General features: G+C 53.5%; 18 protein-coding genes. 6 read left to right on the plus strand and 12 right to left on the minus strand.

The features are described from left to right. Positions 1 to 7: 7 nt before the first annotated feature. A complete protein-coding gene (locus C5610_RS05300) occupies positions 8 to 1,714 on the plus strand; it encodes a M28 family metallopeptidase (protein WP_105306256.1) in 1,707 nt (568 codons plus the stop codon). A gap of 89 nt (positions 1,715 to 1,803) precedes the next feature. Then, positions 1,804 to 2,187 carry a hypothetical protein gene (locus C5610_RS05305; protein WP_105306257.1) on the plus strand — a complete coding sequence of 128 codons (384 nt, stop codon included), beginning with the start codon at positions 1,804 to 1,806 and terminating at the stop codon, positions 2,185 to 2,187. Between the two features lie 67 nt (positions 2,188 to 2,254). Here C5610_RS05305 and C5610_RS05310 read toward each other — a convergent pair whose 3' ends face one another. The 3 genes from C5610_RS05310 to C5610_RS05320 all read right to left on the minus strand — a co-directional run bounded on the left by C5610_RS05310 (position 2,255) and on the right by C5610_RS05320 (position 7,634). Further along, entirely contained in the window at positions 2,255 to 5,356 is a 3,102-nt protein-coding gene (locus C5610_RS05310) for an efflux RND transporter permease subunit (protein WP_105306258.1), read from the minus strand. A gap of 12 nt (positions 5,357 to 5,368) precedes the next feature. Next, positions 5,369 to 6,526 (minus strand): efflux RND transporter periplasmic adaptor subunit, encoded by a 1,158-nt coding sequence (locus C5610_RS05315; protein WP_105306259.1) that lies wholly within the window; start codon positions 6,524 to 6,526, stop codon positions 5,369 to 5,371. 103 nt (positions 6,527 to 6,629) lie between these two features. Next, the gene (locus C5610_RS05320) at positions 6,630 to 7,634 is read right to left on the minus strand and encodes a zinc-binding alcohol dehydrogenase family protein (RefSeq protein ID WP_105306260.1); all 1,005 of its coding nucleotides are present in this window, start codon (positions 7,632 to 7,634) and stop codon (positions 6,630 to 6,632) included. A 93-nt stretch (positions 7,635 to 7,727) separates the two neighbouring features. Between C5610_RS05320 and C5610_RS05325 the strand changes: the two genes are divergently transcribed. Then, on the plus strand, positions 7,728 to 8,489 hold the full coding sequence (locus tag C5610_RS05325; RefSeq protein ID WP_105306261.1) for a hypothetical protein: 762 nt from the start codon (positions 7,728 to 7,730) through the stop codon (positions 8,487 to 8,489). Here C5610_RS05325 and C5610_RS05330 read toward each other — a convergent pair. The 6 genes from C5610_RS05330 to asnC form a co-directional block, all read right to left on the minus strand. After that, positions 8,453 to 9,472 carry an ArsA family ATPase gene (locus tag C5610_RS05330; protein ID WP_105306262.1) on the minus strand — a complete coding sequence of 340 codons (1,020 nt, stop codon included), beginning with the start codon at positions 9,470 to 9,472 and terminating at the stop codon, positions 8,453 to 8,455. The two genes, C5610_RS05325 and C5610_RS05330, sit on opposite strands and share 37 nt — an antisense overlap. 32 nt (positions 9,473 to 9,504) lie before the next feature. Continuing rightward, entirely contained in the window at positions 9,505 to 9,777 is a 273-nt protein-coding gene (locus C5610_RS05335; RefSeq protein WP_105306263.1) for a cory-CC-star protein, read from the minus strand. A 14-nt stretch (positions 9,778 to 9,791) separates the two neighbouring features. Further along, a complete protein-coding gene (locus tag C5610_RS05340) occupies positions 9,792 to 11,465 on the minus strand; it encodes a carbon starvation protein A (protein ID WP_105306264.1) in 1,674 nt (557 codons plus the stop codon). 119 nt (positions 11,466 to 11,584) lie between these two features. Continuing rightward, positions 11,585 to 11,755 carry a DUF1328 family protein gene (locus C5610_RS05345; RefSeq protein ID WP_105306265.1) on the minus strand — a complete coding sequence of 57 codons (171 nt, stop codon included), beginning with the start codon at positions 11,753 to 11,755 and terminating at the stop codon, positions 11,585 to 11,587. 127 nt (positions 11,756 to 11,882) lie between these two features. Beyond that, entirely contained in the window at positions 11,883 to 14,519 is a 2,637-nt protein-coding gene (locus C5610_RS05350) for a M14 metallopeptidase family protein (protein ID WP_105306266.1), read from the minus strand. Between the two features lie 118 nt (positions 14,520 to 14,637). Continuing rightward, positions 14,638 to 15,108: a transcriptional regulator AsnC gene (gene asnC, locus C5610_RS05355; protein WP_105306267.1), complete on the minus strand. Its 471-nt coding sequence runs from the start codon at positions 15,106 to 15,108 to the stop codon at positions 14,638 to 14,640. A gap of 143 nt (positions 15,109 to 15,251) precedes the next feature. Here asnC and asnA point away from each other — a divergent pair, with 143 nt between their 5' ends. Then, on the plus strand, positions 15,252 to 16,232 hold the full coding sequence (gene asnA, locus C5610_RS13580; protein ID WP_158682658.1) for an aspartate--ammonia ligase: 981 nt from the start codon (positions 15,252 to 15,254) through the stop codon (positions 16,230 to 16,232). Positions 16,233 to 16,244: 12 nt separating this feature from the next. Then, positions 16,245 to 17,009 carry a CLCA_X family protein gene (locus tag C5610_RS13585; RefSeq protein ID WP_158682659.1) on the plus strand — a complete coding sequence of 255 codons (765 nt, stop codon included), beginning with the start codon at positions 16,245 to 16,247 and terminating at the stop codon, positions 17,007 to 17,009. Here C5610_RS13585 and C5610_RS05365 read toward each other — a convergent pair. Next, on the minus strand, positions 17,006 to 18,238 hold the full coding sequence (locus C5610_RS05365; protein ID WP_105306268.1) for a permease: 1,233 nt from the start codon (positions 18,236 to 18,238) through the stop codon (positions 17,006 to 17,008). The genes C5610_RS13585 and C5610_RS05365 overlap by 4 nt on opposite strands. 152 nt (positions 18,239 to 18,390) lie before the next feature. Between C5610_RS05365 and C5610_RS05370 the strand changes: the two genes are divergently transcribed. Beyond that, entirely contained in the window at positions 18,391 to 18,780 is a 390-nt protein-coding gene (locus C5610_RS05370) for a glutaredoxin family protein (protein WP_105306269.1), read from the plus strand. Positions 18,781 to 18,787: 7 nt separating this feature from the next. On the opposite strand, the gene C5610_RS05375 is transcribed toward C5610_RS05370, so the two are convergent. Together C5610_RS05375 and C5610_RS05380 are read right to left on the minus strand one after the other, a co-directional pair. Continuing rightward, on the minus strand, positions 18,788 to 19,078 hold the full coding sequence (locus C5610_RS05375; protein ID WP_105306270.1) for a hypothetical protein: 291 nt from the start codon (positions 19,076 to 19,078) through the stop codon (positions 18,788 to 18,790). A gap of 169 nt (positions 19,079 to 19,247) precedes the next feature. Continuing rightward, positions 19,248 to 19,850 (minus strand): methyltransferase family protein, encoded by a 603-nt coding sequence (locus C5610_RS05380; RefSeq protein WP_105306271.1) that lies wholly within the window; start codon positions 19,848 to 19,850, stop codon positions 19,248 to 19,250. Positions 19,851 to 19,969: the final 119 nt, after the last annotated feature.

A 19,969-nucleotide genomic window follows, 5' to 3' on the forward strand; every position in this document is an offset into this window, starting at 1 on the left:
GCATGTTATGAAACATTTTGCTTTGACCGCCATTGCCGCCAGCCTATTGGTAGCCTGCGGTCCGGCCAATCAATCAGAAACGGCGTCAGGCAGCGCCGAAACGCAAACGGCTGAAAACCAGCAGCAAAAGCCGGACTTAGAAGGCTCGGCTTTTAATCCAAACTTCCGCGACTATTTAAAAACCATTTCTTCGGATGAGTTTGCCGGACGCGAGCCGTCCACCGAAGGCGAAGAAAAAGTGGTTTCCTTTATCGAAAACCACTTTAAAGAGTGGGGCCTAAAGCCTTACAACGAAGAAACCGGCAGCTATCGTCAGTCGGTGCCGCTGGTTAAAATTATGCCGTATCAGGTCAGTGACCTGACGTTCAGCGGTGACAACGCGCCGGAAACCATGGACTATCGTACTGAAATGATGGCGTGGACCATGCAGGTAACCGACGAAGTCGCGCTGGAAAACAGCGAGATGGTGTTTGTCGGCTACGGTATCGTCGCACCGGAATACGACTGGAACGACTACGAAGGCCTGGATGTTGAAGGCAAAACCGTGGTGATGTTTGTGAACGATCCGGGCTACGCAACACAAGACCCGGAGCTGTTTAACGGCAACGCCATGACCTACTATGGTCGCTGGACCTATAAATTCGAAGAAGCCGCTCGTCAGGGCGCAGCCGGTGCCTTGATCATTCACGAGACAGGTCCGGCCGGTTATGGCTGGGGCGTCGTTGCCAGCGGTTCACCGGTTCGTTACGACCTGAAGAAAGACAACAACAACATGGATCGCGCGAAAGTTGAGGGCTGGATCACGCTGGATAGCGCCGAAGCGCTGTTCAGTAAACTGGATATGAGCGTAGACGAAGCACGTCAGTTAGCCCTCAGTGACTCCTTTGAAGCCATGCCGATGAACGTGCAGGCCAACGTCACGGTGAAGAACAAATTCGAAGAGCTGAGCGCATACAACGTCATCGGTTACATCGAAGGCAGCAAGTACCCGGAAGAGCACGTGATCTACATGGCGCACCACGATCACCTGGGTACCGACCCGGTACGCGAGGATGACCCGATTTATAACGGCGCTCAGGATAACGCGACCGGAACAGCGGGCTTGTTAGCTCTGGCGGAAAAATTCGCCCAGCAGCCGCAGCCGGAACGTTCAGTGGTATTCGCCGCCGTCGGCGCTGAAGAAAGCGGTTTGTTGGGTTCAAAATGGTACGCCGATGAGCCTATGTTACCGCTCAGTAAAGCGGTTGGCGGCATCAATATGGACTTAATGAACGTCTACGGACCGGTTAAGGACATGGTTGTTATCGGCTACGGTAATAGCGAAATGGACGAGTACCTGAAACCTTACATTGAAGAGCAGGGCCGTTATCTGGCACCGAACCCGACGCCGGAAGCCGGTTTCTTCTACCGCTCTGATCACTTCAGCCTGGCCAAGAAAGGGGTACCGATGCTGTACGCTGAAGGCGGTAATGATCACATCACCAAGGGCAAAGCCTGGACCGAAGAGCAGCGTGCGAAGTACGTCGCTGAGGCTTATCACAAGCCGGCTGACGAATACGATCCAAACTGGGATCTGCGTGGTGCCCAGCAGGACCTGTCGGCGTTCTTTAAATTAGGTAACGAACTGGCAAATTCTCGCAGCTGGCCGCAGTGGGCGCCGGGAAATGAGTTTGAAGCGGCGCGCAAAGCCACCGAGAGCGAGCGTCAGCAATAAGCCATTTCGATCAAAATCAGCGACGGCTGAGGTTGAACATGTACTCTGTTCTGTGGTCTATTAAATAGAGGCAGTTAACAGGAGTTATCATGAGTGAACAGCGAAAACAGGTGTATATTCGCTTCAACCAAGGCCGTTACTCGGCTTCCGGCGGTCCGCGAGGACCCGGCGGAGGACCAGGAGGTAACTGGCTCAGTCGCATACTGGGCCTTTTTTTATTGCTGGTGTTTGTTGGTTTGGCGGTAACCTTTGGTATTTTCGTGTTGATTATCGGAGCCATTTTGATGATTCCGGTAATGTGGAAGCAACGCCACGCGATCAAACAGTTTTGGCAATTACGCAAGCAGGCCAAAGCGCAGTTTGAGGAAAGTAAACGTCAGTATCAGCAACAGCAGCAACGTGCCAAAGACGCGCAGGACCCGGATGTTATTGACGGCGAATACGAAGAAGTGGACAAGGACAGCCGTCGCTAGTCACCCGGCCATTTAACAAAAAAAAGCCCGAGCTCAGCTCGGGCTTTTTTGATCGCAGCGGTTGCTGTTATTCGGTCTCAGGTTTGACCGGGAATATCTTACGTACCACATAGAAGAACAAGGGGACGAAAAAGATAGCGAGAATCGTACCGCCAATCATACCGCCGATAACACTGGTACCGATGGCGTTACGGCTGGCTGCACCTGCGCCGTCACTGAGCGCCAGTGGCATAACACCAAAGATAAACGCCAGTGAGGTCATCAGGATCGGACGCAGACGCAGACGCACCGCTTCCAGCGTCGCTTCTAACAGCTCTTTACCCTGTGCCTGCAGGTCTTTTGCGAACTCGACGATCAAAATGGCGTTACGCGCGGATACCCCGACGGTGGTTAACAGCCCCACCTGGAAGTACACGTCGTTAGAGATGCCACGTAACATCACCGCCAGTACCGCGCCAAGAATACCCAAGGGTACCACCAGCATCACCGAGAACGGAATCGACCAACTCTCGTACAGTGCGGCCAGGAACAGGAACACAACCACCAGCGAAATGGTGTACAGGATAGGGGCGAAGTCGCCCGACTGGCGTTCCTGCAACGAGATACCGGTCCACTCATAGCCGGTGCCGGTCGGCAACTGGCTAATAAGACGTTCCATCTCGGTCATGGCTTCACCGGTGCTTACACCCGGTGCCGGCTGACCCTGAATGTTCAGTGCCGGTACGCCATTGTAGCTCTCAATCCGCTGTGCACCGTAGGTCCATTCCCAGCTCGAGAACGAGCTGAACGGCACCATGTCACCCTGATTGTTGCGTACGTACCAGTCGTTGATGTCCTGCGGCAACATCCGCGCATCTGCTTCACCCTGCAAGTACACACGTTTTACCCGACCACGGTCAATAAAGTCATTGACGTAGGCAGAGCCCCAGGCGGTACTCAGGGTGTCGTTGATGCTGGCAATGGTCAGCCCCAATGCCTGTGCTTTCTCAAAATCGATGTCGATTTTAAGCTGTGGCGCATCTTCCAGGCCGTTGGGCCGCACCTGCATCAACAGATCACTCTGGCTTGCCATACCCAGCAGCTGGTTACGTGCCTGCATCAGTTCCGCATGACCGAGGTTGCCGCGGTCCTGCAGGTACAGATCAAACCCGTTGGCGGTACCCAGTTCCGGGATCGGTGGTAAGTTAAAGGCAAAAATCATTGCTTCTTTAATGGTCGCGAAGAAGCCGAAGGCACGCCCAATGACCGCTTGCACGCTCTGGCTTTCGTCACGCTCAGACCAGTCTTTAAGACGCACGAAGGCGATACCGTTTGCCTGGCTACGACCGGAGAAGCTAAATCCAACCACCGAGAACACCGACTGTACCGCGTCCTCCTGCTGCAGATAGTAGTTCTCGATCTTATCCATTACCGCGTTTGACTGCTCAATGGTGGAGCCGACCGGCAAGTTCATCTGGGTTAAGAACACGCCACGGTCTTCTTCCGGCAGAAACGCCGCCGGTAAGCGGGTAAATAAATAAGCCAACACCGCGATGATCCCCAGGTAGAGCAGACCAAAGCGCAGTGTCCGACGCAAAATGCCGTGCACCGAGTTGGTGTATTTGACGGTGGCTTTTTCCAGCGTCCGGTTAAACCAGCCCAGCGGTCCCCAGCCGTCGCTTTTGTCGTGCTTGACCGGTTTTAGCAGGGTCGCACACAGCGCCGGTGAGAAAATGATCGCAACCAGCACCGACAGCCCCATCGAGGTGATGATGGTCAGTGAAAATTGGCGATAAACCGCGCCGGTAGCGCCGGGGAAGAACGCCATCGGTGCAAACACCGCCGCCATGACCACACCAATCGCAACCAGAGCGCCGGTGATTTGACCCATCGACTTGATGGTCGCCTGTTTGGGCGATAAGCCTTCTTCGGACATCAAACGTTCAACGTTCTCGACCACCACGATGGCGTCATCAACCAACAGACCTATCGACAGCACCATACCGAACATTGTCAGCGTGTTGATCGAGAAGCCGGCCAGGGACAGCACGCCCATGGTACCTAAAATAACCACCGGTATCGCCAACGTTGGTATCAGCGTTGCCCGCAAGTTCTGCAGGAACACAAACATCAACAGGAACACCAGAATGATGGCCTCGATCAGTACCTGTGCGACTTCCGAAATAGAGATCTTAATGAACGGCGTGGTGTCATAGGCGGTGACCATCTCCATGCCGTCCGGGAAGAAACGTTCCAGTTCGGCGACACGCGCTTTAACCGCTTCGGCAGTTTCCAGTGCGTTGGCGCCGGTTTGCAGATTGATCGCCAGACCGGTAGCCGGTTTGCCGTTGTAGTTGGCATTAATGGAATAGTTCTCGGCGCCCAGTTCAACCTCAGCAACGTCCTTCATTCGCACCTGCGAGCCGTCGGGCAGAACCTTCAGGGTAATGTTCTCAAACTGCTCCGGATCAGACATCCGCGTCTGTGCGATGATGGTGGCGTTCAAACGCTGGCCGTCAACCGCCGGGGTACCACCGAGTTCACCGGCAGCAACCTGCGCGTTCTGGGCGCGAATCGCGTCTTTAAGCTCGGCCATACTGAGGCCATAATTGACCATCGCGGCAGGGTCAACCCAGATGCGCATTGCATAAGGGGCACCGAACAGCTGTACATTACCGACACCCGTGGTCCGCGAAATCGGATCCTGAATATTGGACGCGATGTAGTCGCTTAAGTCGGTTTGGGTGTAGCGGTCATCGGTTGCCACCAGCGCCAGTACCATCAAGAACGAACTGCTGGATTTACTGACGGTGATGCCCTGCGCCTGAACTTCCTGAGGCAACTGCGGCGTCGCTTGTGACAGCTTGTTCTGCACCTGTACCTGCGCAATGTCGGGATCCGTTCCCGATGCGAAGGTCAGGCTGATGCTACCGTTGCCGTAGTTACTCTGTGACGAGAAGTACAGCAGGTTATCAATCCCGGTCATGTTTTGCTCGATGACCTTGGTTACCGTATTGGCAACGGTCTCGGCATTGGCACCGGGGTAGTTATACTGAATTTCGACCGCTGGTGGCGCGATGGTAGGGTACTGCGCTACCGGCAACTGTAAGGTTGCAATCGCACCTGCCATCATTGTCAGCAGGGCAATAACCCAGGCAAAAATGGGGCGGTTAATAAAAAACTTGGCCATGTCAGACGTCCTTTACTGCTGTTCTGAGCTAGAGTCGTCGATACGAACTTCGGCACCGGGTTGAATATTCTGCAGACCAGCGACAACCACTTTTTCGCCTTGCTGCAAACCGCTGCTCACCAGCCAGTCACTGCCAATGGCGCGTTCGGTTTCGATCATCCGTTGCTCCACTTTATTGTTGTCGCCGACTACCATCACGAACGGACGTCCGCGCGGGTCGCGCGATACCGCCTGTTGCGGCACCAATAAGGCCTTGTTCAGGGTACCTTCACTGACTTCGGCGCGAACGAACATGCCGGGGTACAACTGGTTACCTGGGTTCGGGAATTCGGCGCGCAGCAGAATCGCTCCGGTGTCTTCATCCACCGACACTTCGGAGAACAGTAATTCACCCTGTTCTGAGTAATCCAGGCCGTTGAGTTTTAACCGCACCGGCGCGTTGCCATTTGGGTTCGCTTCGATACGACCCGACGCGATATCCGCTTTAAGCTGTAAAAACGCTTTGCTGGACTGACTGATGTCGACATAAATGGGGTCCAACTGGTTAATGGTCACCAGAGGTTCAGCCTGTGAGGCGGTAACCAGCGCACCTTCGGTAAAGTTAGAACGACCGACAATGCCGCTGATGGGCGCGTTAACCCGGGTGTACTCGAGGTTAATGCGAGCCGTTTTCAGCTGTGCTTCAGCCAGCGCCACGGCCGCCTTGTTTTCGAAAAAGGTCGCCTCAGCACTGTCAAACTCGTCCTGGCTTACCGCGTTTTCGTCCAGCAGTTCGGCAAAACGTTTGTAGCGCAGTTCGGAGCTTCTCAGAACCGCTTTGGCGCGTTCAACTTCGGCTTTGGCACTGGCCAGCTCGGCTTCATAGACTGCCGGGTCAATTTGATACAACTGCTGTCCCTGTTCAACATAAGTGCCTTCTTCGAACTTACGTTCGAGCAACACTCCACTCACTTGCGGGCGCACCTGAGCGACACGGTAGGCAGACGTGCGGCCGGGTAACTGGGTGGTTACCTCAACCGTCTGTGGTGCCATTTCAAGTACCTCAACCGCAGGAGCTGGTCGCTGTTGTTGCTGGCTTTGCGCCGCTTGCTGGTCACCGCATGCCGACAACAACCCTGCGCTGAGCAGGCCTGCAATGACAAGGGGAGCAAATTTAAACCGTTTGTTCATCCATTACCTCTGGTTGATTCTCTGCTGATTATGTCGCTGAATTATACATACATACTTGTATGTTTGTAAATTAAAAATCCTCTGAATGCGCCCACAACCGCCGCTAGCGGGGCACCGTCAAGACGATTTTGCCAATCGTTTTGGCCGATTCAATGGCCTCGTGTGCTTTGCGCAGATTGTCGGCATTGAGCTCGCCAAACTGCCGACCCAGGGTCGAACGTAACTGGCCGTTATCGCAAAGCTCAGCCACGTGTGCCAGTAATTTGCCCTGAGCGGCCATGTCCGCGGTCTGGAACATCGACCGGGTGTACATAAATTCCCAATGCAGACTGACACTTTTTTGTTTCAAACGTGTGATATCGAGTGGCTCGCTGGGATCGTCAATGATACCGATGCGTCCCTGTGGCTGGATAAGGTCTATCACTTCATCGAAGTATTCATCACTGTGGGTCAGCAACACCACATCGGTGACCGCGGCATCATCGTCCAGTTGCGCGGCCAGCGGCGCGCTGTGGTCGATGACCTGATCGGCGCCCAATGCCTCAACCCATTGTTTAGATTCGGGGCGTGATGCGGTCGCGATGACGTTTGCCTGTGTCAGTTGTTTAGCCAGTTGTACCAACACCGAACCGACGCCGCCGGCGGCACCAATCACCAGCAGGGTGCGTTGGTCACTGTTGTGCTGCAGAGTCAGGCGATCAAACAATAGCTCATAGGCGGTAATGCTGGTCAGCGGCATTGCCGCCGCCTGCACGTCAGACAGCGATTGTGGTGCTTTGGCGGCAATCCGGGCGTCAACCAGTTGTTGCTGCGCGTTACAACCGGGACGGGTCAGGTCACCGGCGTACCAGACCCGGTCGCCAACGTTAAAGCCGGTGACGGCGGCACCGGTTTGCAGCACTTCGCCCACCGCATCCCAGCCTAAAATTTTGTAGCCTTGTTGCGGCTCTGCGCGTTGTCGTATTTTGCTATCGACGGGATTCACCGCCACGGCATTGACCGCAATCAGCAAATCATTGGGGCCGGGCAGGGGGGCTTCGATGTCGATATCCAGCAATGCCTCGGGATGGTCAATGGGCAGTGAACGTTGATAACCCACAGCTTTCATTTAGGGAACTCCTTACGCAGTAAATGATACTAATACGTGCTAAATTAGGGATTTCGATCGATTGGCTTTTACTATAAAGAGAGACAGATTGCGATGACAACACTGAAAACCTTATGGCTCGGGGTATCCGGGCTGTTGCTGTTGGTGCCGGCGGTGGTCGCCAAGGACATCGAATTGGCTGACGCCAAACAAGCAGTGGCGCAGTTACAGCAACAAAAAGGTCTGCAACTGGCCTATGAGAGACTGTCGCAGTTTGGCGAGCGAACGCTGCTTGAGCGCTATCAGGCAGACACTGATGATCACGGCTGGCAGTTGTTGGCCGAAAACGGCCAGGCACCCAGCGAACAACGCTTGCGTGAATACGCACAAATGAAGCACGACGAATGGCAGTCAGGACAACAACCGGACGACGAAGAGCAGGGCGATCAACAGAGTGTAAAGCTGTCATTAAGCGACCTGATACAACCGCAAACTCTGGCGTATGCCGGCGAACAACAGTGGCAGGGCGAGCCGGTGGCTGCTTTCAGCTTTACGCCGCAATTGGATAAATTCAGTGAACATAACGATAAACTGCAAGGCTTTCTCTACCTGGATGCTGACAACAGCCGGCAAATTAAGGGTCTGACGGTAGGGCTCAAAGAAGAATTTTCGCCAGCCATGTCGGTAACGCTTGAGCGGTTCCAACTGACCATCGAACTGATGCCACTGCAACAGGGCCAACACACCTATTTTGTGCCACGTCGCACGGAAGAACAGATGGCCGGCAGCTATTTATACTTTAAAGACTTTAACAATCACACCGTGCGTACCTACCGCGATTATTCGGTATTAGAAAAACCGGCGCTGAGCAACTGATCAGCAAAGCTTTCCAGACCACTGAGCTCTTGCGGGTCTTCGGCCAGCAGGGGCAGCGAATACATTGGCCAGCGTTTAAAGCGCTGGTCAATTTCCTGCAGGTAACTGACCTGTTGTTGACGTCGTTTCGCAAGAAACGCACCGTCGGCGTCATCCGGCAAAATGCGATTAATCACCACCCCCGCAATCGGCAACTGTTCCTGGCTTAATGCCGCCAGCGCGCGGTCGGTTTCCTGAATGGGCAAGCGCTCAGGGGTTAGCACGAATAAAATTCCGGTATAGTCAGGGTCTTTTAACAGCCGTCGGGTGCGCTGAAACAACCGTTGTCGGTTCAGCAGTTGCTCGGTGATCGCCTTTGTACGATCCGTCATACCGTCGCTGGCGTGTTGCTCAGGGTTAGACATGGGGTTGGCGACATCCTTACCGGCCTTGGGAGCGAGGTGTTTGAGAACCCCTTCAAACTCTTCGGAACGTTGTTGCGAGCGCAGCATGCCCTGAGTCCAGGCCGCCATCGCCTCGGGTAAGGTCAGTAAGCGCAGCGTATGGCCGGTCGGTGCAGTATCAAAAATCAGCAGATCGTAATCGTGCTCCGCCTGTTCAATGATCTGACAAATACGCTCTAACAACGCCGCTTCCTGCGCCCCGGGCGACTGTTGCGACAGTCTCATCTGACGTTCTACCTCGGGAAATAATTCCGCTTTGGTAAACCGCTTCATTTGTTGAGTAACGCGGGCGATGTGTTCGCGCACTTCGCGGTCAGGATCGATTTCCAGCGCGTCCAGCCGCTCTGAAATGGCGGTGATCTCATCACCGATGGGCTGCCCAAAGGCATCGGCCAGACTGTGAGCCGGATCGGTGGAAACCACCAGTACTTTTTTGCCGTTACGGGTAGCCAGTAATGCCAGCGCCGAAGAAACCGTGGTTTTTCCGACACCGCCCTTACCACCGACGAGCAAAACTTTGCGGTCAAGAAGTTGGGTCATATGGGATCCCGTTTAGCGATTAAGAAATGAGCTTAACAGCAGCGGAAATTATCCAGTGGCGAGTGTTCCATGCCCATCCGCTGATGCCATTCATGAAAGCGTTCGAGCATTAAGGGTTGCAGTTCCAGGGTGTAGTAGGCGGCCGGATTCGGCACGCCCATCATTTCGGAAAACACCAGCAACATGAACAAATCATCCTCATCGCGCTTGGCCCGCGCAATGGCGGAGCGGTAGGGCGCGTTGTAAAACTCATTCATCAACTCGCCGGCACGACCAAACCATTGTCGAATCGAATGAATGTTCATGTTACTGCTCCTGTTTAGCCTTGTTGCTTGTTCTCTTTGCTGACTTTAGAAAGCGTAGCTGTCGCTTCCAGAATAATCCATACCGCTGCTACAAGAACCACAATATCAAGGAAGAACAGGAAGTATTTTTCGTCCTGATAGAATCCTTGCAACTGAATGATCAATGCGAACACGGTCATGATCAGCAGGAAAATCAGCGGCAATAAGGTTACGTACATAGGACGTCCCAGCCGCACCAGCATGACCGTGATCACCATCAGCGTGAGGCCGGCCAACAACTGGTTGGTGGTACCAAACAGCGGCCAGATTTGCAGGCCACCGGAACCATCTGCACCGCCGGCACCAAAGGCCAGTAGCAAGCAGCTGCCAACCGCCAGTAAGGTCGCGACCAATGGTTTCTGGATCAGTGAAATGTCGTAAATATTTCCCCATTCCTGGAAAATATAGCGTTGCAAACGCAGACCGGTATCCATGGTGGTACCGGCAAACAATACTGCCATAACCGTTAACAATGTTTCGGCAATACCGACGTCAAGGCCGATACCCTGGCTGATGATGTTAGCACCACCTTCGACGAAGGCCGACACACCGCCCTGACCAAACGAGGTGTAAACGGCTTCCCAGTCTGCCAATGTTGCGAAACCGGCACAGGCAGCAATGATGGTTGCCAGTGACAGAGACCCTTCGCCAATAGCGCCGAAGTAGCCGACGAAGCGCAGGTCGGTTTCTTTATCCAACTGCTTGGAGGTGGTACCGGAAGCCACCAGTCCGTGGAAACCGGAGATCGCGCCGCAGGCAATGGTGACGAACAGCAACGGTAACATCGATGGTGTGCCTTCCGGGGTATTGCTGTTGAACGCCGGTGCCGTCATATCTGGCCCCAGCAGCAGTACCGCGCCGTACAGCAGGATTAAGCCGATGAACAGTTGCAGGCCGTTGATGTAATCACGCGGTTGCAACAACATCCACACCGGCAGCAGTGACGCAATTGCGGCATAACCGAACAGAATAAGGATCCATTGCGCATTGTCGGACAAGCCCAGTGCCATTTCCGGCAACGCCAGCGGTGCCGACGGACCAACCCAGATAAGGATATAGAGCGCAATCACACCGAGCACGGATACGGCGCCCAAGCCCATCCATTTACGGAAGATCACCTGGCCAATGATCAGTGCCACAAAGATGGCACCCCAGACCGGAATGACCGCGCTTGGGAAGTTGATCAAAAGTCCGGCAATGGCGGTGGCAAAGACCGCGTTTACCATCAGCAACACCAGGAAGATGACGATCATAAACAGCGTTTGTGCGCGCTTGCTGACCACATCACCGGTGAGACTACCCATTGAACGGGCTTTGTTGCGGTTAGATGCCCAGATAGCACCGGCGTCATGCACACCAGCGAAGAAGATCGTACCGAAAACAACCCATAAAAATGCCGGCACCCAACCCCAGATAACGGCAATCGCCGGACCAATGATGGGGGCGGCGCCCGCTACGGAGGTAAAATGGTGGCCCCAGAGGACGTACTTGTTGGTTGGGACAAAGTCGACACCGTCTTCGAATTCATGTGCCGGGGTTTTGAAGTTAGGGTCGAGCTTGTATATTTTTTCGGCAATGAATTTTGAATAAAATACATAGCCGAGAAACATAGCGCCCAAACCCAGAAGCATCACTACGATTGCGTTCATGGCTTGTGCCTCTTATTGATAGACAGTAAAAAACCTTGGTCAAGTGCCATTAGTGTAACGCATACTCAATAACGGAAGGCATCCGACCAAGGTCTAATAGACGACAGTAATGGTTTTGTTCATCGGCGATTTCGGCGCAAAAAGCTACCAATAAGTGAGATGGCCAATAGAATAATAAAGATAAAGAAAATAATTTTCGCAATTTCAGCTGCCGCACCGGCAATACCGCTAAAGCCCAGAATACCGGCGATGATGGCGACGACTAAAAAGATCAGTACCCAACGCAACATATTGAATTCCTCTGTTTTTTAACGATCCTATATAACAGTAGTAGAGAAACTCGAAAAAGATCAAACCGGCAAAAAAAAAGCCGCCACAGTGGTTACTGTGGCGGCTGGTTGTTAACGGAACCGCAGCTTAGTGTGCGTGTGCCGCTTCAGCAGCCGCTTCGTCGGCGGCTTTTTTGTCTTCAATCGGTTTAGCGTAGGCTTCAATCGCCGGCGCCAGGTACACGGCATTACTCAACAGCTTAGCGGTGCCCCAGAAAAAGGCACGGAAGTTAACGTTGTCGGCAAAACCGATAACGTGGCCAGCCCCTAAGCGGTGAGCAACGATGTTGGATTTACCCTTAAGGACGTTCTGGTTGCGCTCATCGGCATAACCACTCAGCAACGGCTGCTGCTGGTTGTAACGAGCAACGCTGATGAACGGACTTTGTGGCACTTCCATGGCATTCAACTCATCTTTGAACACCGGCATGCTGCCACGTGGGAAACCAAACAGTAACGGGTGAGAGGTGTCCACATCCATATTGAAAATGGCACCGGCAACACGACGTTTGGCGTAAAAGTCATCGCGCTCGCCATAGCTCAAGCCGGTGCTGTCAAAGGCTTCTTCGAAGGTTTCCTCAGCAACCCATTGGGCGCGCAACAGGTCATTCTTCGCCAGCCATTCGGCACCGCCTTGTTGGCCGATAATAACGCCGCCCTGATTCACCCACTGTTGCAGTTGCTGCTGCTCACGCTCACCCAGCGTGTAGTAGCTGCCGTCAACCAGCAGAATGTGAGAATAGTTGTTCAGGTTAACGCGTGCCAGGCGGTCAGTATCAACCATCGATACCGGAATACCCACGTGGCGGTCGAAGTAGTACCAGGCTTCGCCCGCTTCATACAAATTCACGCCGTCACCGGTCAGCATCATCACTGACGGTTCTTCCACCGGTTGAATGTTGCGGCTGCCAAGGTCAATGCCCTCAGGGGTCAGGCCGGACTCGATCGATACCACGGCAATTTGACGTTGCGCGGCTTCGTCCGCCAGAACCTGCTGCACATCCGCCCAGTCGTGTTGCTGATAAGCGCGGGTAACCACGATAGAGCCGGCGCTCAGCTGCTTCAGACCATTGGGTGTTTCCACGCTCAGTGGCTTGAAGCTTTGGCGCGCATGAATGTCTTGCTCCAGTAACGATTGCAGCAAGCCAGGGGCCAGGTAGTCGTTCCAGTCGAACGCATAGGCATAGGCGTCTTCGGCCAGCGTCAGGGTTTCGCGTTGAGGTGCGTCCCAGGCCTGATCCGCCAGGCTGATACGGCCGCGGTACTGCGAGAACTGCAGGTTAAACGCCAACGGCAGAGTCCAGCCGGACACGTCGTAAAAGGTGTTGTCCGGGAAGCTCTTACGGGTGCTGAAGATACCCTGGATGAGACCAAACTGTGGCTGCTCAGCCGGGATAAAATAGCTGCGGCCGGCTTCGTAGCGCTTACCGTCGGTCTCAATGGTTTTCTCAACCCGGTAGGCTTTAATGTCATGCTGCTTAAGAATATCCAGCAGCCCCTCAAGACGGTTAGCATCGCTGCTGTCGCCAATCAGGTAGCCGTCAAAGTTGGCATCGTCACCCATTTCCATCCAGCGGTCATAGGTGTCTTCCTGAAACTGAATAAAGCGCGCTTTGTTCTTGTGGGCGCCATAAATGGTGCTCAGTGAGGTAATAAACTGATTACGGATGGTAAACGGGAATTCCACTTCGCCGTTGACCGAGTCCTGCAGGTGACCACGGCTGGATGCCTGTTCAAACAAAATACCCACAGCACCCTGAACGTCAGGATAGGTCGAACCTTTACCGTAATAGAAGTCATCAAACGACTCTTCGGTGTAATACAGGTTACCGAATTCATCCAGTGAGTCGGCGTGCTCTGCCGCCAGAATCTCGGTTAAACGTACGTTCTCATCCGGTGTGATCGGATTTTTCCGCGACGGGATACCCGGCTGGAAGAAAAACGTGCTGTTGGTGCCCATTTCATGGAAGTCGGTGAGTACGTTCGGCTTCCACTTCTGGAAATTCGCCACACGGGCGCGTGATTCCGGATGTTGCAGCAACAACCAGTCACGGTTCATATCAAACCAATAGTGGTTGACCCGGCCACGCACAAACGGCTGCACGTGTTCACGATGTTCCGGGTCGGCGACCAGGTTCTGTCCACGGTGTTGGTTGGCCCATTGGGCAAAACGTGCAAGACCGTCCGGGTTAAACGACGGATCCAGCAGGATGACGGAGTCGGCCAGCACTTGTTCGATGGCTTCACCCTGAGCGGCGGCCAGATAGTAGGCAAACACCAGCGCGGCGTTACTGCCGCTGGATTCATCACCGTGGATGCTGTAACCCATGTACATCACCAATGGCGTATTGTCCGGGTCGGCATCCCGATCCGGGTCAGCGGCGGCGAGGTGACGCTCGCGCACGTCATCAATATTGCGGTGGTTTTCCGGTGCGGTTACGGTTAGCAGCACCAGCGGGCGCTGTTCATGGGTGCGACCGGTAACTTCAAAAGTAATGCGGTCAGACTCTTCGGCTAACACTTCCATATAGCGCACGATAAGGTCATGGCGAGCGTGCCATTCACCCACTTCGTGGCCGAGGATTTCAGAGGGTTTGGTAATCGATGGATCGTAGGTGACATCCGTCGGCAGATAGTACGACAGATCTTTAGTGGCTGCCAGTGACGGTAACGCCACACTGACCAGCGCGATGGCGCTGATGCCACGAACAAGCTTACGTAACATAGTTGTGTTCCCCTTGGTTTTATTTGCCCTCAACCATAACAAACTGAACCGCCAAAGGGATGTTTTTTCGGTATTTTGTTTTATCTGTGCGACGGGGCGCTGTGCTCGTTAACGGTTATCAGGGCTGAATGGAGCGCTGAATTGGCTGTTGTAACGAAATCAGCGTTTCCGTTGACTGCACCTCGTCGATGGCCTGAATACGATGAATGAGCACATGCTGCAGGTCATCGATGGACGGCGTCATGATTTTAATAAAAACGTTGTAGGGGCCGGTGGTGTAATAGGCTTCAATCACTTCTTCGAGCGCTTCCAGTTTGGCAATGGCACGGGGGTAGTCACCGGCATGACGCAGGGTGATGCCGATAAAACAGCAGACATCATAGCCCAGCCGTTTGGCATTCACTGTTAGCGCGGTACCGGCAATGATGCCGGCGTTGCGCATTTTTTCTACCCGCACATGCACGGTAGCGGGACTGACCTGCTGCTGTTTGGCAATTTCACTGTAAGGTCTGCGAGCGTCCTGCATCAGGGTTTGCAGGATGGCACGGTCCAAATTGTCGATTTGATAAGTTTCGGGGCTATTCTTCATGATAATTTAAATAATATTCAGTTTTAATCTATTTAAATTGAAGATATTTATCCTGTAAAGGTGTTTTTGGTTAACGCTATTGAATTAAATCTGTTTATGGATAAAAACTAGATAAAAATCCGTTAACGATTAAGGAAGCCAATATGATCACCGATTTTGTCCGACAGCAGACCATCATCCGTACCATTAAACAAACCTTTAGTGGGCAACTGGCCGAGGCACTGAACCTGGTGGCTGTCGAAGCTCCGATCCTGAGCGAGCAGGGCAGTGGCATCCAGGATGATTTATCCGGTCACGAGCAGGCCGTTGCGGTCCGTGTCAAAGCCATTCCGGAGAAGCAATTTGAGGTGGTGCACTCACTGGCAAAATGGAAGCGACAGACGCTGGCCAAATACGGTTTTGCCGTAGGTGAAGGCATCATTACCGATATGCGGGCGTTACGCCCCGACGAAGATAGCCTCGGTGCCAAACATTCGGTTTATGTCGACCAATGGGACTGGGAGCAGGTTATCAGCGAAACCCAGCGCAGCAGCGAGTATTTAAAGCAGGTGGTGGCGACCATTTATGCAGCGCTGAAGCGCACCGAACAGCGGCTTAGCGAGCAATTTGGCGTACCCGCTTGTTTGTCACCGTCGCTGCACGTCATTCATAGCCAGGAGCTGGCCGAGCGCTACCCACAATTGACGCCAAAGCAGCGCGAACGGGCGATTACCCGCGAACACGGCAGTGTTTTTATCATGGGCATCGGCAGTCCGTTGACGGATGGCCAGGCGCACGATGTCCGAGCGCCGGATTACGACGACTGGAGCAGTATCGCTGATGACGGTCGCACCGGCTTAAACGGCGATTTGCTGGTTTGGCACGAGGCCATTGACGATGCACTCGAGCTGTCGTCGATGGGCATTCGGGTAGACGCCGACGCCCTCGTGCGACAATTACAACTGAGTCGTCAGCAGCACCGCGCTCAACTGCCCTGGCACCAGTCATTGTTAACCGGCGAGCTGCCACTCACCATCGGCGGGGGGATTGGACAATCGCGGGTGGTGATGCAACTGCTGCAACTGGATCACATTGCCAAAACCCATTGCAGCGTGTGGCCGCAAGCGATTCAGGGCGCGTTATGATATTCTTTGCGGATGCGAGAGTATTTTCGAAATGGACCAGAGCACCGTGGTGGCGCCGATGTCAGTTTTGCTGACATCGTGCAGTTGTTCGGCTTCTACTCGGTGCGAATTGGACGCTGGGTAACCGCCGCCGAGCAACAGCGAGCCGCTAACCTGTTTTTCGATGCGTTATGCGATTTACAGCAATTACTGCAGGTGCCGAACCAAGTGCTGTCGCTGCGCGGAACGCTGGCGTTGCATTACGGTATCGGTGGTCGCCCGGGCGCTGCCGCTCATTATCTGCCCAATGGGCGGGTGTTGGCGCTGGCGAAAAACGCCGGTGGCGGCAGTTTGGCGCACGAATGGTTTCATGCCTTTGATCATTACGTCTGTGCCAAAATGTTCCAGGACGATCCGCCGCCGCTGCGGTTTGCATCGCGGCATTGGCTGCATTCGGAGGCGCTTAACGGCCATCCGCTCAATCAATGTTTAAGCCTGGCATTTAAACGCTTGTTTCTGTCCGCTGACGGACGTCAGCCGAGTGACTTTATGCAGCATTGTGCGGCCTACGACAAACGCCTCGGCAGTCAGTATTTTGCCATGCCCGAAGAAATGGCGGCGCGTTGTTTCGAAGCGATTATGCAACGGCAACCGTTAAAGAACCATTTTCTGGTGTCCGGGACGCAACAGAGTGACATGGCCAAAGCCGGGCTTTATCCACCCATCGCCGTGCAAAACCAAGTTGCTGAATGCTGGTTTGACTACTTTCAGCAACTTGGCCTGGCGTTATCGGCTTAAGCGGATAGCAGGTACACCAGCATGCCACCGATCAGCCATAATACGCTGATGCCACTCAGTACCAGCAGCACCGTTTGACTTAGGCTGCGGCCGCCACCGCCATGATCATGGTCATGATGGTGGTGATGACCCTGATGCTGACGCTGGTGGTCGCGGTAAAACTTAACCAACACCGCGGCCATCAGCAGGAATATCACATTCAGCACAAAACCGTAGTTAAGGCTAAAGTGCTGTTGCTCTTTTGGCGAGCTCCAGTTGTCGAGCGATGGCAGCAAATCCAGGCTCAGCAGACCATAGTGCATCACCAAGGCGGTGGCCACCAGGCATACAAACAGCATCAGCGCGATATAAAGCGACATTTTCCAGCCGTAGTAACGGGCATTAATGCGCAGTACCGGCAACACCACCAGATCCGAGAATATAAAGGCCATCACCCCGGCAAATGCGACCCCTTCACCGAACAGCACGGCCGCCAGCGGGATATTACCCATCGAGCCAATGAAGGTGAAAAATGCCGCTATCGGGCCAACTACGGCCTGTTGCAACACCGACCAAAAGCCCAGTTCCTGCTCCGAACCAACCCCTAAAAACAGCCATTCGAAAAAGGCACTGGGGACAAACGCCGATATAATGCCGGCAACGGTAAAACCAATGAGCACGTCCTTCCATACCATTTGCCATTCCATCACGAACTTCATCGCCACCTGATGCCAGGTTTGTAACGACAACAGATCGGACAGCGAGCTGCCGTTGCTGTCGTCTTCGTCGTCGGCTTCTTTATCACGGGCTTTGGCAATTAACTGCGTTGGGTTGGTCAGGGTAATAAACAGCCAGGCAAACAGGATCAGCAGAATACCGCCGACGTACTCGCCCACCACAAATTGCCAGCCAAGAAAAATGGCGATCACAAAACCCAGTTCAATCACCAGGTTGGTGGAGGCGAGCAGAAACGCCATGGAGGCACTGAAGGCCGCGCCTTTATTAAACAGCGCGCGGGTGGTGGCGAGCGCAGCAAAGCTACAGGAACTGGAAATAAAGCCAAAAAATGACCCCAGCGACACCGACTTTAGATTATTGCCGCCCATCGACTGGCGCATGCGTTTGCGGGTAATCAATACTTGAATCAAACTGCTGATGAGATAACCAAGGATAAACGCCCACAGCGCCATCCAGAAGAAACCCAGGCTGGTGTAAGCGGCTTCGCCCCAGCGCGCTAAAAAGGCTTCCATAAACCCTCCTTGAATTCAGCAAATGGCAATCCTGTCTTATTACCTACTGACAAATGACCGAATTAGGTTACTTTGGCACGACGTCTATGAACTTATCAGGTTTGCTGCAATGTGGTAACCTTGCCGCGGATTTCAACAAGAGGTAGTCAGCGATGCGAATAGTGATCCGGTATTTTTTCAGGTTGGTGCGCTTAATTTTGACGCCATTTATGCTGATTGGTGAGAAGTTAACGACGCCAAAAGGTGTTGAGCGAAGCGAGCAGGAACAACAGCAGGTGGCCGCAGCCTGTCGTCAGTTAGCGTTGTACCAATTTAAAACGTGTCCATTTTGCATCAAAGTACGCAAACACATGGCGTCACTGTCGTTACCCATCGAAACCCGCGATGCGCAACACAACGCAACCCACCGCCAGGAACTGGAGCAGGGCGGCGGGCGTGTGAAAGTACCGTGCCTGCGCATCACCAAAGACGATGGCAGCGTCGAGTGGCTGTATGAATCCGACGACATTAACGCGTACCTGAGTCAACGCTTCGGCCAATAAACAGCGGTTAAATGTGCTCAAGCTGTCGTTTCTGTTGTTCTTTCACCCGATGATAAATTTTGTCGGCAATCAGAGTGGCAACAGCAGAAACGGCAATGATGGTTAACACCGTATAGAGTCGCGGATTACTGCTCAGTACCGTACCGGACTCGCGAAATACGTTGTGCAACCAGTCGGCGGCCAGCCAAATAATGGCAATGGGCGACAGCGCCAATAACCCCAGCGCGAGGTACATCATCGCGGTGGTAAGATAAAAAACCGTGGTTCCTGAATGGGGTTTTACCCGATAATTCTCCATAACCACACCCTCCTATAAAGAGCATTAACAAGGTTAACTACTTGTTAATAAGTGTAGTTAAGAAATTTGGATTACCCCGGCTTTGCCACGTAAAAATGGCGCCAAAAAATCAATCTTATTGAAATTCTTCAAATTAAAGTTCAACAATATATTATTTGTTAAAGTAGCGCTAAAACCACCGCGGAACCTGCGCTTGGTAACGGCGGTATTGCTCCCCGAACAGCTGTGCCAGCGCGGCTTCTTCGTTCTTTGACTGAACCACAAGAGCGCTTGCACCGGCGATCAGGCACAGCAGCGTAAAGGCACTGGGCAGCGCCAGAAAAAACCCCAACTGACCCAGGATAATGCCGATAAACATCGGATTGCGGCTGCGTTGGTAGGGGCCATCCGTCAGTAGCGTCGCGCTGTTTGTGTCGATGCCGGAACGCCATTGGTCGCCCATGTAGGCATGCACGTAGCTGATGATGCCGAGCGACACCAGCATCAGGCCAACACCACTGGCCACCACCGGCAGTTGATACAAGGCATCAAAGCGCAGCAGTAGGCCATCGACCGGGAAAAACAACCGAGCCACACACAAGATTAAGATAAAGCTGCGAAAAAAATTGAACGTTTGCCGTACCCACCAGGCGCTGCTGCGCGGCGCGCCGCTATTAATATGAGACTGGCGTGAACGGGCTGCCCGGCCTAACGCGACATGGGTGTAGTGTACCCCGATGAGCAAAAAATAAATCGCCAGAAAAAACCGCGAGAGGGTGTCTGCGTCAACCACAATAACTCCAGTTGTTCTAAAATTTCGATAGATTTGATTGTACGGATTTCGCCATAAGATGTAAGTCAAAAATTAAAAGAGGTACCCCTTTTGACCACACGGTTAATAGGGTTAATGTG

The organism is Idiomarina sp. OT37-5b (genome assembly GCF_002968395.1).
Lineage (GTDB): Bacteria > Pseudomonadota > Gammaproteobacteria > Enterobacterales > Alteromonadaceae > Idiomarina > Idiomarina aquatica.